Origin of the sequence: Undibacterium sp. GrIS 1.8 (assembly GCF_040544445.1) — a bacterium.
Taxonomy (GTDB): domain Bacteria; phylum Pseudomonadota; class Gammaproteobacteria; order Burkholderiales; family Burkholderiaceae_D; genus Undibacterium.
Genome location: NZ_JBEONQ010000003.1, coordinates 30,515 through 47,280, shown reverse-complemented (window position 1 = coordinate 47,280; position 16,766 = coordinate 30,515). Strand labels below are relative to the sequence as shown.

The 16,766-nt window shown below is 46.2% G+C and carries 14 protein-coding genes and 1 other RNA gene; 5 read left to right on the top strand and 10 right to left on the bottom strand.

Annotated features, from left to right (window positions below; all coding sequences use genetic code 11):
• Positions 1 to 68 precede the first annotated feature (68 nt).
• The 3 genes from recR to AAKU64_RS02040 all read right to left on the bottom strand — a co-directional run bounded on the left by recR (position 69) and on the right by AAKU64_RS02040 (position 3,659).
• Entirely contained in the window at positions 69 to 665 is a 597-nt protein-coding gene (recR, locus tag AAKU64_RS02050; protein WP_354334065.1) for a recombination mediator RecR, read from the bottom strand.
• A 158-nt stretch (positions 666 to 823) separates the two neighbouring features.
• The gene (locus AAKU64_RS02045) at positions 824 to 1,150 is read right to left on the bottom strand and encodes a YbaB/EbfC family nucleoid-associated protein (protein ID WP_322119116.1); all 327 of its coding nucleotides are present in this window, start codon (positions 1,148 to 1,150) and stop codon (positions 824 to 826) included.
• An 82-nt stretch (positions 1,151 to 1,232) separates the two neighbouring features.
• Complete coding sequence (locus AAKU64_RS02040; RefSeq protein ID WP_354334064.1) at positions 1,233 to 3,659, bottom strand: DNA polymerase III subunit gamma/tau; 2,427 nt, start codon at positions 3,657 to 3,659, stop codon at positions 1,233 to 1,235.
• A 342-nt stretch (positions 3,660 to 4,001) separates the two neighbouring features.
• Here AAKU64_RS02040 and AAKU64_RS02035 point away from each other — a divergent pair, with 342 nt between their 5' ends.
• Positions 4,002 to 5,597 (top strand): esterase/lipase family protein, encoded by a 1,596-nt coding sequence (locus AAKU64_RS02035; protein ID WP_354334062.1) that lies wholly within the window; start codon positions 4,002 to 4,004, stop codon positions 5,595 to 5,597.
• Positions 5,598 to 5,923: 326 nt separating this feature from the next.
• Here AAKU64_RS02035 and AAKU64_RS02030 read toward each other — a convergent pair whose 3' ends face one another.
• The 3 genes from AAKU64_RS02030 to ffs all read right to left on the bottom strand — a co-directional run bounded on the left by AAKU64_RS02030 (position 5,924) and on the right by ffs (position 7,305).
• Positions 5,924 to 6,385, bottom strand: coding sequence for a cache domain-containing protein (locus tag AAKU64_RS02030; RefSeq protein WP_354334060.1), 462 nt, complete (start codon positions 6,383 to 6,385; stop codon positions 5,924 to 5,926).
• Positions 6,386 to 6,462: 77 nt separating this feature from the next.
• Positions 6,463 to 6,924: a cache domain-containing protein gene (locus AAKU64_RS02025; RefSeq protein WP_354334058.1), complete on the bottom strand. Its 462-nt coding sequence runs from the start codon at positions 6,922 to 6,924 to the stop codon at positions 6,463 to 6,465.
• A gap of 282 nt (positions 6,925 to 7,206) precedes the next feature.
• Positions 7,207 to 7,305, bottom strand: an RNA gene (ffs, locus tag AAKU64_RS02020) — signal recognition particle sRNA small type.
• Positions 7,306 to 7,775: 470 nt separating this feature from the next.
• Here ffs and AAKU64_RS02015 point away from each other — a divergent pair.
• The 4 genes from AAKU64_RS02015 to AAKU64_RS02000 all read left to right on the top strand — a co-directional run bounded on the left by AAKU64_RS02015 (position 7,776) and on the right by AAKU64_RS02000 (position 14,046).
• Entirely contained in the window at positions 7,776 to 8,705 is a 930-nt protein-coding gene (locus AAKU64_RS02015; protein ID WP_354334056.1) for an ABC transporter ATP-binding protein, read from the top strand.
• A 9-nt stretch (positions 8,706 to 8,714) separates the two neighbouring features.
• Positions 8,715 to 12,284, top strand: a complete 3,570-nt coding sequence (locus tag AAKU64_RS02010; RefSeq protein ID WP_354361260.1) for an ABC transporter permease/M1 family aminopeptidase — start codon at positions 8,715 to 8,717, stop codon at positions 12,282 to 12,284.
• Positions 12,285 to 12,583: 299 nt separating this feature from the next.
• Entirely contained in the window at positions 12,584 to 13,696 is a 1,113-nt protein-coding gene (locus tag AAKU64_RS02005; protein WP_354334052.1) for an FUSC family protein, read from the top strand.
• A gap of 35 nt (positions 13,697 to 13,731) precedes the next feature.
• The gene (locus AAKU64_RS02000) at positions 13,732 to 14,046 is read left to right on the top strand and encodes an Mpo1-like protein (protein ID WP_354334050.1); all 315 of its coding nucleotides are present in this window, start codon (positions 13,732 to 13,734) and stop codon (positions 14,044 to 14,046) included.
• Positions 14,047 to 14,137: 91 nt separating this feature from the next.
• Here AAKU64_RS02000 and AAKU64_RS01995 read toward each other — a convergent pair whose 3' ends face one another.
• From AAKU64_RS01995 to AAKU64_RS01980, 4 genes are all read right to left on the bottom strand, one after another.
• Positions 14,138 to 14,584 (bottom strand): GNAT family N-acetyltransferase, encoded by a 447-nt coding sequence (locus tag AAKU64_RS01995; protein WP_354334048.1) that lies wholly within the window; start codon positions 14,582 to 14,584, stop codon positions 14,138 to 14,140.
• Positions 14,585 to 14,666: 82 nt separating this feature from the next.
• Positions 14,667 to 15,110, bottom strand: coding sequence for a GNAT family N-acetyltransferase (locus AAKU64_RS01990; RefSeq protein ID WP_354334047.1), 444 nt, complete (start codon positions 15,108 to 15,110; stop codon positions 14,667 to 14,669).
• Positions 15,111 to 15,195: 85 nt separating this feature from the next.
• Entirely contained in the window at positions 15,196 to 15,645 is a 450-nt protein-coding gene (locus tag AAKU64_RS01985) for an acyl-CoA thioesterase (protein WP_354334045.1), read from the bottom strand.
• Between the two features lies 1 nt (position 15,646).
• Positions 15,647 to 16,543: an alpha/beta fold hydrolase gene (locus AAKU64_RS01980; protein ID WP_354334043.1), complete on the bottom strand. Its 897-nt coding sequence runs from the start codon at positions 16,541 to 16,543 to the stop codon at positions 15,647 to 15,649.
• Positions 16,544 to 16,766: the final 223 nt, after the last annotated feature.

The following is a 16,766-nucleotide window of genomic DNA, read 5'->3' as shown; positions in this document are numbered from 1 at the left end:
GTATCTAAAATAATTAGGCATCTATCGGGTATTGATGCCTAAATTGATACCAGCTAATCCGTACCACATTAAGTTGCGCGACGATCCAACATTGCCCTTGCAATCGTCCCGGCATCTACATATTCAAGCTCACCACCAACTGGCACTCCCCGGGCAAGACGGCTAGCTTTTAATCCACGTGATTTTAAAGTCTCGCCAATATAATGCGCAGTTGCCTCGCCCTCATTGGTGAAGTTGGTCGCTAACACGACCTCAACCACAATGCCATCTGTCGCACGGACGACTAGTTTTTCCAGATGAATATCTTTTGGCCCGACACCATCCAGCGGAGACAAACGCCCCATTAATACAAAGTACATGCCTTTGTATGTCATGGTCTGCTCAATCATCATTTGATCTGACGGCGTTTCTACTACGCAAAGTAAAGAGGCATCGCGCTCAGGATCAAGACAAGTCTCACAAACATCACTCTCGGTAAAGGTATTACAAAGCTGGCAGTGTTTAATTTTCTCTACAGCCTGCATCAATGCTCTGCCCAATTGCGACGCACCGTCCCTGTCGTGTTGCAGCAAGTGATATGCCATACGTTGTGCAGACTTAGGGCCGACTCCGGGCAAGCGACGCAAAGCTTCTGCAAGAAATTCAAGACTGGTATGGGGTTTCACTTAGGGGGAATAGACCGTTAATAAATAAAGAACAGATAAAAAGCATAGCGCGAAAAAGCGAAGAGACGAATTTTCTGCATGAGGACGAACAAAAATACGGAGGCAAGATACCAAAACTTAACATTGCAAAGGGCTTTATACCCTCTGCAAAAACGTACTTAGAACGGCAGTTTAAAGCCTGGTGGCAATGGCATGCCAGATGTCAACGCAGACATTTTTTCAGCCGATGTGGCTTCTGCCTTGCGTACTGCGTCGTTAAAAGCAGCTGCAACCAAGTCTTCCAACATATCTTTATCGTCGGCCAGCAAAGACGGGTCTATCGTGACGCGTTTTACGTCATTTTTGCATGTCATCACTACTTTGACTAAACCTGCACCAGATTGCCCTTCTACCTCAACTAGCGCCAATTGGTCTTGCGCTTTTTTCATGTTGTCTTGCATGGCTTGCGCTTGCTTCATCAAGCCTGCGATTTGGTTTTTCATCATAAAAATCTCCTAAAACTTTTTCAATGGTGTTGATAAATGCTTGATTAATTTGTAGCTATTGGCCGAATCATTTTGTAAGAAATCAAACAGGTTTAATACTGCCAGTCACGATAGACGCGCCGAATTCTCGCATTAAAGACTGAATGAAGGAATCACTTTGTATCGATTTTTCTGCAAGCTGCTGACGCTCTGCGCGCTCAGCAACTGCCTGGGCGTTAGCGGTTTGCTCGACGGCACCGATTTTAGTCTCGACCTTAATTGTCTTTGCAAAACGCTCTGACAAAGCGAGCTCTAATTTTTCAACGCTGCCAGATGATAATAATGTTTGCAAAGGTACGCGCAAACTAAATACGAATGTATTACCGTTGATCTGGCAATCAATTAACTCACTTTGCTGCACTAATTGCTGTGCCACGCCACGCATCGGCAAACTGCTTGCCAGATTAGGCCAATGTCCATCCCAATTTAATTCTGGTATTGGTTTAATTTCTATAACGCGCGCTGCTATTTGTGGCGACTCCCCAAATGCTGCAGAGTCAGTTGGCGCTTCGCTAGTATTTGTAGTTTGCGCCGAAATTGATATGGTCGGCTGAGGAAGGTTAACGGGAGGTGCTGGGTTTTCTGACTTCACTTGCACGGCAACAATCGCAGCCTGATCAAACTGATCATCAAAAGCAGCGGACTGAAAATGTGACGGCAACTCATTAGAAGAGCTCGCTTCCATCATATCTTCGTCCCAAGGCGGCATGTCATCCATCCCGGCTGGCGCCGCTATTTTTGTCTGGCTTACGGGTGATGGGTGTCGCTCTTTTGTCGGAGAAACAACTTGCGTAGCGTTGGCAAATGACGCAACTGGGGCAGTTGGCCTAGCTGGTGCTGAACTTAAGACTAGCACCGTAACAGGTGCCGCTATCGGACGTGTTGCAGATATTTCAGCAACTGCTGCACGACTGGCAACTGAAGGCTTACGTAAACCAGCAGCAGCCAACGCAGCATCACGAGGCGATAAAACAGGGACTGCCACGGTTGCTGGTAGAACTACCGGCGCTACGATTGGAAGCGCTTCTCGTATTACTTCTGGAAGTATTTCCCCCACCTGCTGAGCAGTCGAAACAAGTTCAGTAACACGAGCTACCTGATTATCTTGAGCAGAAGATTCAACAACCGGCACGGCCATAACTGGCACAACGTGCGGTATCGCTACAGACATTGTTGGCGAGACTATTGCAGCGGAGCTTAAAGGCGGACTGGATGCTAGTTGCCCACTAATTAAACTAGCTGAATTTACTGATCTGACTGAATTTACTGGGCTTGCTACACTCGGCATAATTGGACGTTGAGGAACGCGGCCAGACGGCGCAGATCCACCTGGGCCACCAGCGGTGTTACCAGAAATTGCCGCACCACTATCAGACGGACGGAAGGCTAGTAAGCGTAGTAGCGTCATACTAAAACCAGCGTATTCATCCGGTGCTAACGGCAACTCATTACGACCATGTACCGCGATCTGGTAAAACAATTGAATCTCCTCTTTACCAAACAAGGCAGCGAGGCGAATAACATCGTCGCGCTCTGGCATGTCCTCAGGCACAGCATCCGGCACCATTTGTGCGATGGCGATCTGGTGCAGCAAACTACCTAAATCTTGCAAAGCTGATTTATAAGACAAGCTGCGTGCCGCCATTTCGTCAGCGACATCCAGCAAAGCTTTGCCCTCTTTCACAGCCAAGGCATCGAGTAAGCGGATCAGATACGACTGATCCAGTGCACCCAGCATACCTTGCACTGCCTCTAAGGTCACTTTGCCAGCTGCATACGCAATTGATTGATCTGTCAGCGATAAGGCATCGCGCATAGAACCATGTGCACCTTGTGCCAGCAAGCGAAGTGCCGGGACTTCAAATTCGATCTGCTCTTGGCCGAGAATATTTTCCAGGTGCGAAACAATATGACCAGGTGGCATCTGCTTCAAATTAAATTGCAGACAGCGCGACAATACCGTCACTGGGATTTTTTGTGGATCGGTGGTGGCGAGGATAAATTTGACATGCTCAGGCGGCTCTTCCAGCGTCTTTAACATGGAGTTAAACGCATGGTTAGTCAGCATGTGCACCTCATCGATCATATAGACCTTGAAGCGTGCATTCGATGGTGCGTAGACTGCCTGCTCCAGCAATGCTGCCATCTCATCCACGCCGCGATTAGAGGCCGCATCCATCTCGATATAATCAACAAAGCGTCCGGCATCAATCGCCACGCAGGCTTCGCACACACCACAAGGGTGCGAGGTGATGCCGCCGTTACCATCGGTACCGATGCAATTAAAGGATTTAGCCAGTATGCGTGAGAGCGTCGTTTTACCGACACCACGAGTCCCTGTGAATAAATACGCGTGATGCAGCCTTTGCTGCTCCAGCGCATGAGATAAGGCACGAACCACGTGCTCCTGCCCAACCAGCGTTTCAAAGCTTTTGGGACGATATTTTCTGGCGAGAACTTGATATGACATGACGGGATTTTACCTTATCCGACTCTGTTTTGACGTAGTGCAGACAAAGATCATTGATTAAAAATAATGGAGATAGCAAACGGTTAATTCTCTGCCGTCAAGAAGATGAAATATCTAAAAACACTGATTAGACTACTCAGGGCGATCCGGCAGCTTTTCAGATATGTCTTACAAACATTTGCTTAAGCCTAATAATTGTACTATAACGATAACATTTCAAAATAGATAACAAATGAAAGCCTGCCAGTCATGATGCATGACTGAGTTCACCGATGTTAGCTAGAAAAATACGTCAACGTTCTCACAAATTACGCAGAGGCGTTACCAAAAACTAAGGATGGTATGAGCAATCCAAACGCCCCTTTTTACCCGATCATCTATGTGCGTGGCTATGCAATGACGCCAGCGGAAATTGATGAAACTAGCGTCGACCCGTTTTGCGGCTTTAATCTTGGCTCCACCGTGTATCGCGCAGTGCCGGACAAAACGCGGCAACCGCGTAAATATATTTTTGAATCACCCGTGATCCGGCTCGCCTCCGACTTTGACTATCGCGATGTGTACGAAGATGGTTATGACATCCTCGATCCTGAGTGGGTCGCCGATCCAGACAATAAGCTAAGCAGCCGCTCCATCATCATCTATCGTTATTACGACGAAGCATCCCGCTTGCTGGGCATCGGAGAGACACCTGGCATCGAAGTATTCTCACAAAAATTAGCGGAACTCATTTTGCGTCTGCGAGATTTGGCCTGCGCCAATCCAGACAATCAAATCACGCCAGAAGATTTCCGCTGTTATTTAGTTGCTCACTCTATGGGTGGGCTGGTCTGTCGCGGCCTGTTACAAAACCCTGCAAATGACCCGAATAACGCCAAACAATATGTCGATAAATTCTTCACTTATGCTACACCCCATAACGGAATAGACATATTGGGAGCGAACATTCCCTCATGGCTAAGTGCATCGGACATGAATAATTTTAACCGTGAAAAAATGGCGGGCTATCTGGATTTGCAAGACACTTATGCCGCAACTGGCCGCGTCGATTGGTTGCCGGAAGATCGTTTTCCATCCGAAAAAGTATTTTGTATGGTCGGTAGTAACCGCACCGATTACGAAGTAGCGATGGGCCTATCCCGCACCTTTGCGGGTCATGGCAGCGATGGCTTAGTCCGTATTGATAATGCAATACTCCATGGCATCCATCAAGATGGCAGCGCCAGCACGCCATGTGCAAAAGGCTTTGCCTACCGTTCGCATTCCGGTTATTTTGGCATCGTTAATAGCGAAGAGTCGTATCAAAATTTAACCCGATTTTTATTTGGCGATGTGCGGGTAGATATCTGGGTCGATGTAGAAGAAGTCCGCTTACCTGATGAAGTACAAAAAGCGGTAGACGATGGCCGCACCGTCAACGCTTTATATCAATTTGAAATTCTGGCATCCCCTCGCGGCAAGCTCTGGTATCTGACGCGCCGTACCAGTGAAGAAGATTCTGTTGCCTGTATGAGCCAAGACGAATGGCATACCGATCCAGTCAAAAATGGTCCTCAATACTTGTCCACCGTTTTCCTAGCCAACCGCTCCCGCGTCAACAAACAACGCCGCTCCTTGGCGTATAGCGTAGCGCTGGGCGTGAGGGTGCCGGACTACGAAATCGACCGTAAATTATGGATTAATGAACATTACGAAGGTGGTTACTTATTCCGTAACGCCATCTTGTTAGAAATGGTGCCGCCAGCAAGCACGGACGAAGCTTGGACAATTCATTATGCATGGCAAAACCAAGGCACTGCCATCGCCGATCAAAAAATTGATACCGAGGGACTATGCGAAGGCAAGATCGAGGTCAGCATTCCATTTGACAGCGACACTACACCCGGCATGAGCGGCAACCTACGCTTTGTCGTCACAGCATGGAATGGCTGTGCATGAAGTATTACAACCGCAAACTAAGCCCATAAAAAAGCCACTCGGCTAGAGTGGCTTTTTTCATATTTCGATCAGCGCTAAAGAGTGCTAGAGCAAATAAAGCGCTACATTGCTTACAACGGACGCAAGTAAGCCAAAATCAATATACTCCCCTACTTTTTTCAAAAAAACAGCATATTGACCAAGGTTTACATGGACGATTTATATATACTAATAATGAGTATATTAAAACCATTAAAAAAAACAAATCTTTATTACTAGATTGTCAGCGCAAACCGCTCAGCTTTAGCAACGCAAGCTATCGAATTAACCTGAGCAATTAGCGCAGCTTATTTATAGATTCCGCAACCAATAAAAAAATCATCCACTTTTTCAACGTAGGTCGATTTATTTTCCAATGCCTTGGTGACTGGATTTGGCCACTGATAATCAACCCAGCCGCTACCTTTGCTCTTGATGATGGCAACCATTTCTTTGCCGACATAAACGTTACCGGCTTTGAGTTCCATTAAATTTTTACCGACCATTCTTGGGTTATTGCCATGCGCCAAATTGACCGCATTCATGTCATAAGCGATTAAATACAGATCCCGGTCATGGAACTCTTTGTTTGCCGGATTACTGAAATCGGCAAATGCTTTTTCTTTACCTTGCGCTTTAATTGCCGCAATGCCTTTTTTTACCATCGCAATGGCCTGGTCTGCTGTGCCGTGATCATCAGCAGCGAAAGCAACAGGTAATAAGCTAAAACTCAATATGCATGACATTAAAATTTTGCTAAGGTAGTTCATGGGAGTCCCCTCTATTTTTACAACGCAGATAAAAACAAAAAAGCCACCCAAATCAGAGTGGCTTGTAGATCTCGATGTTATTTATAAATACCGCAACCAACAAAATAATCGTCCACTTTCTCAACATAGGTCGATTTGTTTTCCAATACTTTAGTGACTGGATTTGGCCATTGATAATCTACCCAGCCACTTCCTTTTGTTTTGATCACAGCAATCATTTCTTTCACAACAAATTTATCGCCAGCCTTCAACTCGATTAGATTTTTACCCATCATTTTTGGGTTATTACCGTGCGATAAATTAATCCCGTTCAGGTCGTACACAATCAGATAAAGATCGCGATCGTGATAATCCGCATTGGCGGTATTGGCAAACTCTGCAAATGCTTTCTCTTTCCCCTGAGCCTTAATCGCCGCAATCCCTTTTTTTACCATCGCGATAGCCTGATCTTTGGTACCACGGTCATCGGCAGCAAACGCTGCGGGCAGAAAGCTAAGACTCAACACGCAGGACATTAGAAATTTACTAAAGACGCTCATTATTTATCTCCTCAATAGATCGATTGGGATGAATCAACAACTCTTGGAATGCAATTTTTAAAGCCTGTCGATATTTGATTTAAACACTGCACGCAAAGCTAAGCAGATTTTTTAAATCCGTTTTCAACATGCTGTTATCTAGAATAAATACAAACCTGTGCTAACGCAAGCAGATAAAGCGTGAATAATTTGAGGATGGATTTGTTCATTGACGCATTTGAAGATAACTCAAATACATCTAATGATGAGGCGATAAAACTTGAATGGAGAAGATCTTAGGAAGGAGGCGAGCCTGATCTGCGGCACTTACGGGAAATGACTGTGGCTGCTTCGTTCCCGACCTGACCAGATTGGCCACGCCGCAATGCGCAGGGGCCCGCCAGCGCATATTATAGCGTATGACCACTGGCTCGTGCTGGCATTTTTATCTGAAAAATTAATCCTGCCAAAACTAATCTATACCTGATCTAAGCCTACTCTATTCAGGTTTGGATTGGGCGTTAGTGCTGTATGGGTTCAGCATTAATCAATTCGTGACCCACTCACCCATCCTGAGTTTTAGCATGCTCTTCATCAAACACCTGCTTATTCCATCCCCATAAATTCTGTTTTCATCTTCACTCAGAGCTATTTCGTCGCTTTTTGATGGAATGCAATGACTAAGTCTTTTATTGTGCAAACTGCAAAAAATATAGCTCAGTGACGACATTAATAAAGGCATCAATAAAAACTTGATCGATGCAAAACATATTGTAATTTTGAAAATTACTGATCACAATCCAACAGCTTGCTTTTTTTGCACTGCACCGTATAAAACATCAGCACTTTAAAACACTTTTTAGGGAATGGTCATGGAACTACGCATACAGAATTTATCCAAGCAATATAGCAATGGTGTACAGGCACTTAATCATATTTCTTTGACGATTCCGGCTGGCATGTTTGGCTTACTCGGCCCCAACGGTGCGGGCAAATCTACTTTGATGCGTACATTGGCAACCTTGCAGGATGCTGATTCTGGTACTGCGCAGCTAGACACTATGGACATCAAGACACATAAAGATGACGTGCGTCGCGTACTCGGCTATTTGCCACAAGACTTTGGCTTGTATCCTAAAGTCAGCGCCTATGATTTATTGGATCACTTTGCGGTACTGAAAGGGCTTTCTAACGGTAAGCAACGCAAAGAAGTCGTAGAAGGTTTGCTACATCAAACTAATTTATTCGACGTAAAAAACAAACATGTCGGGGGGTTTTCCGGCGGTATGCGCCAACGTTTCGGGATTGCGCAAGCGCTACTTGGTAATCCAAAATTGATTATCGTCGATGAGCCAACGGCTGGCCTTGATCCAGAAGAACGCGTGCGTTTTCACAATCTGTTGTCTGACATTGGCAGTGACAAAATCGTCATTCTCTCTACCCATATCGTGGAAGACGTAGCAGATTTATGCAATCACATGGCTGTCATCAACAAAGGTGCTGTGATTTTGACGGGTCAGCCATTGGAATTGATTGATCAGATTCAAGGCAAAATTTGGAAACGTTTTATCGAGAAGAGTGAGCTGGCACATTTCCAACAACAATATCAGGTGATCTCTAGTCGCCTGACATCCGGCCGTACGCTTGTGCATGTGTATGCAGATAGCAATCCTGGCGACGGCTTTACCCAAGCGCAAGGCAATTTAGAGGACGTCTATTTCTCTGCGATGGCGAATCTCTTGCCGCAGCAGTTGCCACTGGGGCTGCAACAACATTCAGCACCTGCTGTGCAAGCCGCTTAAGGGAAAAATATGCTTCCTATTATCCTCTTTGAGCTACGGCAAAAATCCCGCAGCATTTCTACCTACGTCTATTTCCTGATGTTTTTCTCACTGGCGATGTTGTGGATTGCAGCAGCCGGCGGTGTGTTTGATGGCGCAGTGATCGACTTCGGCGGCAAGGTACACATCAACTCGCCTGTGGCGATTTCGCAGACAGTCACTTTCCTCGGTTATTTTGGTGTTGTGATTGTTGCTGCCATGATGGGCCGGGCGGTACAACAAGATACTGAACACAATATCTGGCATTTTTTCTATAGCTCACCAATCAGCAAATTTCAGTATTTGGGGGGACGCTATGTTGGTGCCCTGCTCACTCTGATTCTGATTTTTTCTAGTATCAGTCTGGGCGCATGGTTAGGTTGTTATTTACCGGGCCTGAGTAGAAACTTCCTTGGTCCGATGATTCCCGCGGCCTATGTTGCGCCATATCTGACTTCGTTAATCCCGAATCTGATGATCTTCGGCGCCTTGTTTTTTACGCTGGGTGCACTGTATCGTCGCATGTTGCCTGTGTATGTTTGTAGCGTAGTTTTACTCATCGGTTATCTGGTTGCTGGCACTTTAGCACGCGACGTTGATGACAGAACATTAGCCGCCCTGCTCGATCCGTTTGGCTCACGTGCAATCAGTCGCGTGACTGAATACTGGAGCATTACGGATAAGAACACCCGTATTGTGCCTATGCAAGGCCTGTTGTTATATAACCGCCTAATCTGGGGTGCCATCGGCTTATTAGCACTGGTGCTTTGTTATTGGCGTTTTGATTTTGCGGCAATCACCGCAGGAGGCAAACAAAAGAAAGAAGCGACTAAAAAAGCAGCCCCAGCAGTAGTTAACATTCCACTAGTAACGCCCAACTACAGCAGTTCAAATATCTTCTCTTTGTTTATCAGCCAATGCTGGCTTAACCTGCGCGAAACCGTTAAAAACGTTTATTTCATCGTCATTGCGTTAACCGGTGTGATGTTCATGTTTTCGCTCTCCAGCGCGCTGAGCAAAATGTATGGCACAACCACCTATCCTGTCACCTATGCAGTACTGGATTTGCTCGGTGGCAGTTTTAGTCTATTCATGCTGATCATTACTACCTTCTACGCGGGCGAGCTGGTATGGCGCGAACGTGATGCCAGAATTGCGCAATTGCTGGATGCGTTACCAATACCGAATTGGGTACCATTGATGGCGAAGCTAGTTGCCTTAATCAGCCTGCAAGGCATCTTGTTATTCGTCTTAATGTTGTGCGGGATTGTGATTCAAACCTTTAAGGGATACACCCATTACGAGCTTGGTCAATATCTGCAACATCTGTTTCTAATGCAATGGCCCGGTTACGCCTTAATCGCCGTTCTGGCAATCTCTATCCAAGTGATATTGAATAACAAATACGTCGGTTATTTCGTCATGATCGCGTATTACATCGCCACGATCGCGGTACCTGCGCTGGGTCTTGAGCATCCTATGATCATGTACGCCGGTGGGCCGACACCACGTTATTCCGACATGAATGGCTACGGACATAACTTGCCGCAAGTGTTCTGGTATCAACTGTATTGGACTGGTGCCGCGCTGCTGCTATTGGGTTTGTCGATGTTGATGTCGGTACGCGGTACGGCTGGCGAATGGCGTCATCGCCTGGGTCAGGCGCGATTGAGTATGACGCCTGCGATCAGGTCTACCCTGATCGTCGGATGTCTAATGTTTGTTAGTGTCGGCGGCCTGTTGTTCTACTACACCAATATCGTCAATCATTACGAGAACAGTTTTGACCGGGAAGAAGACCGAGCTGAGTATGAAAAGCACTATAAACAATACGAAGCCATGCCGCAGCCCCGGATTACCGATATCAAAGTGGCAGTAGATATCTTCCCCGAGACACTCACTGCCCATGCCAAAGCCAGCTATCAACTCGTCAATAAAGGGACGACATCAATCAGCGAAATCTTTATTACACAAAATAAAGATATTCGAATGGATAAAGTCCATTTTGATCGTAACGCTGTATTAGCGATCCAAGACAAGACAGGTTTCTATAGCTATAAACTCACGCCCTCCTTAGAAGCTGGCGACAAACTCAATCTTGATTTTGAACTGGAGTTTGCTCCAAAAGGTGTGGCAGGCATGGGTAGCGAAAGCCAAATCCTGAACAACGGTAGCTTCTTTAACAGTAGCGCATTTCCACATATCGGGTACCAATCTGTAACAGAACTCAGTGATGATAAACAGCGCAAAAAACATGGCTTAACGGAAAAAGAAAGAATGCGCGAACGCGACGACCCCAAAGGTCTGGCGAATAGCTATATTTCTAACGATGCGGACTGGATACGCTTTGATGCAACGGTGTCTACCAGCGCAGATCAGATCGGCATTGCGCCTGGGCGACTCGATAACGAGTGGACGGAAAACGGCAGGCATTATTTCCACTACGCGCCGGACAAACCTATTCTGAATTTCTTCGCGTTCTTATCAGCACGTTATAACGTTAAGAAAGCACAATGGAATGATGTCGCGATTGAAATCGACTACCAAAAAGGTCATGAATACAATCTGGATCGCATGATCAAAGGTGTACAAGAGTCGCTGACGTATTACACCCAGAACTTCGGCCCTTATCAACATAAAATGGTTCGCATTGTCGAGTTCCCCCGTTTCGCCAGCTTCGCGCAAGCCTTCCCGAATACGATTCCATTTTCGGAAAGTATTGGTTTTATTGCCAAAGTAGATGACAAAGATCCCAAAGATCTGGACTATCCGTTTTATGTTACGGCACATGAAGTAGCACATCAGTGGTGGGCGCATCAGGTGGTATCGGGCAATACCAAAGGTGCGACGATACTGGTAGAAACCTTAGCGCAGTATTCTGCCCTGATGGTCATGGAAAAAACCTACGGTAAAGACAAAATGCGTAAGTTCCTCAAATACGAACTGGATCAGTATTTATTCGGTCGCGGACAAGAGCGTAAGAAGGAACTGCCAATTGCCTTTAACGAAAATCAAGGTTATATCCATTACTCAAAAGGTAGTCTGGTGATGTACTTGCTACAAAGCCAGATTGGTCAGGACAAAGTCAATGCTGCTTTACGCGATGTGCTGGCGCAATATGCCAACAAAGGCGCGCCCTACCCTAGTAGTAAAGTGCTAGTCGATGCACTGCGCAAGGTCACGCCAGAGGACAAACAAGCACTGATCACTGACCTGTTTGAGTCCATTATCCTATTTGAGAATCGCGCCTTGTCCGCCAGCGCCAAAGCAGTTGGCAACGGTCAGTATGAAGTGACGCTCAAGGCTAGTATGAACAAACTCAAAGCAGATGAGCTCGGCGCAGAAAAAGAAGTCCCGCTGCACGAATGGATAGATATCGGCGTCGACGACAAAGATGGCAAACCCTTGCTGCGTGAGCGTAAATTCATTGATCGTAAAGAGATGACATTTACGATGTTAGTCAAAGGTGAACCAGCTAAGGCCGGGATTGATCCAGACAATATGTATATCGACCGCAAACCCGAAGACAACTTGATTAAGGTGGAAATGGCGGCAAAGTAAGTAAGATAAATAAAGCAAAGAAATAACGCATCCAGATGTCCAGATAAGCGGATCGCAATACTCAGGGCGAACATGGCAAACATTTGCTGTGTTCGCTTTTTTATTTTAAGGTGATATTTTTATTTGATCTAAGTTAGCTGATTTAAAATAGATTGCTGATAGGCGGTTGGTAGGCGCTTGATAGTCGGGTAATAGGCGGCTAATAAGAAATTCACTGGCGACGTCAACCAGGAAGTTTTTAAGCAATAAAACACTAAGCCAAAGGGAAAGCGATCTTCAATGAATCCGCTTTAAAAATAATGCAAAACGATAACGCAATCAATCGGATATGGCAGGCGATTCTCACCGAGATCAGACAATTGCTGGTGTGGAATACGCCGAGCAGATCTTGGCATATTGCCTTCATCGTCTCGTTGTGCATGGGGATTCCCGTATTTGCCGGAGCCTATTTTGGAAAGCAAGATTACGGCATTCTGGTTGGCATGGGTACCCTGGTCATTTTGTATCTACCTAAAACATCTATTGCTCACCGCATGTTGACATTGGTGGCATGTTCATTCGGTTTTTCGGTCTGTTTTACCTTAGGTTTATGCGCCAGCTTTGATCCCTATGTATCAGTCGCTGTGATGACACTCACTGTTCTGTTGATCGACGTCATCTGCCGTTATTATTCTTTACCACCACCCGCCAGCTTCTTTTTTATTCTGATGATCGCAGTCGGAAGCACCATGCCGTTTAACCTTGCAGGTATACCGATGCGGGTAGGACTGATTTCGATCGGCGGCATGCTGGCTTGCTTAATCGCCTTTATTTATTCTTTAGCGATCGCCAACAAACCGATCAAACTCACACCAGTGCCGCCGGTAGACCGCGACATCTTTGCGATCGTGCTGGAATCTTTAGTCATTGCCAGCTTTGTCGGCGGATCGTTTTTACTCTCACGGCTGCTGCATTTAAATAATCCCTATTGGGTACCGGTATCCTGTGCAGCGATTATGCAAGGTGCTACCTTCCGCTTGATCTGGCATAAAAAAGTCCATCGTATTATCGGTACCGCATTGGGTATGGGGCTGACCTCAATAATTTTCTCATTGCCATTAAACGTCTGGACTTATGCCCTAGCCATCACGGTATTACAATTTATCGTTGAAATCCTCATCGTCAGGAATTACGGCGTCGCTGTTATTTTTATTACGCCACTGACCATGTTATTTGCAGAAGGGGCGTCTGTCAGAATCCCTCCCGATTCGCTGGTACTGACACGCTTATTCGATATTATTTTAGGTAGTCTGATCGGCGTTGCCGGCGGATGGGTCTTGCATCATCCTAAAATTTTGACGCATGTTGCTGGTAAAGTGAAATCAACAACACAGACGACAACACGAGCCAAAACTGACAAAGACCCAGAATAAAGAAGCGCGCATAAGAATAATCTAAGGAGACCAGCATGAATCAAAAATACAGTAGCTTCGCCGAATTTTATCCCTTCTATTTAAGTGAGCATCGCAATCGCCGCTGCCGCCAACTTCACTTTATCGGATCAACCCTGGTGTTGCTCTGTCTGGCAATGTTTATTGGCACCGGTGCCGGCGCATGGCTAATCGCCGCACCGCTAAGCGGTTACGGCTTTGCATGGGTTGGTCATTTTGGTTTTGAGAAAAACAGACCTGCCTCATTCAAACAACCGCTGTATTCCTTGATGGGCGATTGGATGATGTATTGGCAGTTATGGACTGGGAAGATTGGGTTTCAGACAGGTTGACTAATCGATCAAGGAAAATTTTAGTCGTCTGAAGTGCGCCGAAGTAAATACTCAATAAATTCAAAACGACTAATTTAAGACTGCTATGAGATCACATTGTCTTTCTAAGTTCAAATACGCATCCTGGTCGAGACTTAGTAAAACCTAAAGACTCATAAAAGATATGAGCCTCAACTCTATGAACTCCTGATCCAAGCCGCACCCGTGAGAAGCCGTTAGCGTATATCCAATCTGACGCGTAACGCACCATATGCCCACCAATTCCTTGCCTGTGAAATTCGTTCCTTACAACGAGTGTCAATATTTCGCCATAGCCATCACTATCAATGCGCCTGACGCCCGTAGCATGGCAAAATCCGACTACCTGACTATTCAATTCTGCGACAAAAACGCATTCACACGAACGAGCAAAAACGTCTTCAAATCTTCGTAATATAGTTTGCTCTGACGCCTCATAGTCCAACTCTGGCATCAGTAAAGAGATGGATGCCGCGTCACGCTCTTCCATCGACCGAATAATTAAATCATCCAAATACATCTAACCACTCTCTTGGGTTAATGTTTGCCAAACGGGATTTAGGCAACTAAGCTTGTCATCGCGGAACCAGAAAAGGCTACCATCAAAACTCATGCGACATACTGATATGCGGAATCCCCGCCTCTTCAAACACATCACCATCACGGCTGTAGCCATTACGGGCATAAAACGGTTCTGCTGAGGTTTGTGCATTGAGCTTGACTGCTTTGTCGCCACGGTTGCGTGCTTGCTGCATCAGGCTTTGTAAGATGGCAGCACCGACACCTAGTCCCCTCGCAGCGCTTCTGACTGCCATGCGTCCGATGTGGCCGTCGGGTAGCAAGCGTCCTGTACCTACCGCTGCACCTTGTGCGTCGTAGGCGACGGCATGCAAGCATTGCGCATCCATCTCGTCCCACTCCAATTCGACAGGAATATTCTGCTCAATGACGAAGACATCATAGCGAATTGCCTGTGCTTCTTTTTGTAGTTCTGCCCAAGAACCTAAGGTGACGCGCACTGCGTCAGTGTTTGCTGTTGTAGTCATAATATTGTTTCGGTATAGATTCTAGTGGCCTTGATTGTTCAACTAAAGATGGACTCTCACCACCATGATCAGCGGATCAAAAAATTCAAACTTTACCCTGATTAGCCTCAGGTTTACAAGTTTCTAATTCAGAAATGATCGCACGCCATTGCTCAGGTACGGCAACCCCTTTGCGCACAGCGGTGTCAGCATAGACATAGAATAATTCGCCAGAAATCAGATGCTGATCACCGATATAAATCTCCAGCACAAAACGCAGGGATGAATTGCCGATTGCCGCGCAGCGTACGCCAATCTCCAGCACATCATCAAATCTGGCGGGCGCCATATACTCGACCGTGGCTTTACGGGCAAATAGTTCTTTGCCCTGTTCCGCTTGCAAGGTGACATTGGGCAAGTTGGTTGCGCGCCAGTATTCAGTAAAAGCGACATCAAAATACGTCAGGTAGTGGCCGTTGAAGACGATGCCTTGCATATCGACTTCTGACCAGCGTACCCGTAACGAATGAAAAAAAGCAAAATCAGTACGTGCCATTTTATTGCTCTAAAAATCCACGGATCAATTGATTAATACGCGCAGGCTGTTCATGGATGACCCAATGACTACCTTCTGGGATGCGCACGACTTCTAAATCGTCGATAAAGTTCTCTAGCCCATCGAGCAGAGTCTTTGGTAAGGCCTTATCGGTCTCGCCCCAGATCACGCGGGTCGGCACTTTGATTTTGAAGTCGTCAGGATTGAGTTGCAGTTGTAATGGTCCTTTATTGCTGTCTGTCGGTGGGTGCAAAGGCGAGGCGCGGTAATAATTGACGCCGCCAGTCAAGCCACGTGACCAGCACTCGTGATATTTGGCGCGAGTCTCTGCATCAAACCAGCCCGTATTGGCTTGTCCCATTCCGTTAAAGAATCCTTCGATCAGCGCGAAATCATCTTTAGCTAGCGCTTTCTCTGAACCTTCTGCCCGCAACCAGTTCATGTATTCGCTAGCCGATTTTTGGGAGGGATCAGTGCTTAGCGCCTGCATAAACAAATACGGATGCGGTGAGTTAATGATGATCAGCTTATGCAACAACTGAGGGAAGGCAATCGCCAGATTCCAGCAGATCGCACCGCCCCAATCATGCGCGATGATGACAACTTTTTCGTAGCCCAGATGCGCAACCAATAAGCGCAAATCGTCGACAATATGACGCGCCTTGTACGCAGACAAATCAGCAGGCATATCCGACAAATTAAAACCTCGCAGGTCCGGTGCGACGGCAAAATAGTCCTGACCAAACTCGCCTAACTGCGCCGACCACTCGTACCAAAACTCAGGGAATCCGTGCACAAAAAGCAGCAAAGGCTTGCCCGCCTGGCCGGCGCTGGCGTAATGCAAACGAGTACCGTTGGACAGCGATGCGAATTGATTTGATTGTATGACTGCACTCATAATTTCACCACCATAAAATTGATTGGAGATTTGGGCAAGAAAGCAAAATATTTCATATACTCCCCATAAATTTAATGAAAATTGGCTTATTATCCATATAATCTATGGACAATCTAATATTACTGACTAGGAGTATATTGAATGTCTATTGCGTTTATCAGGTGTTTACTTTGCCTTATTCTGCACTTCTAATATCTCATCCGTCTGGCAATGAGCTTGATTG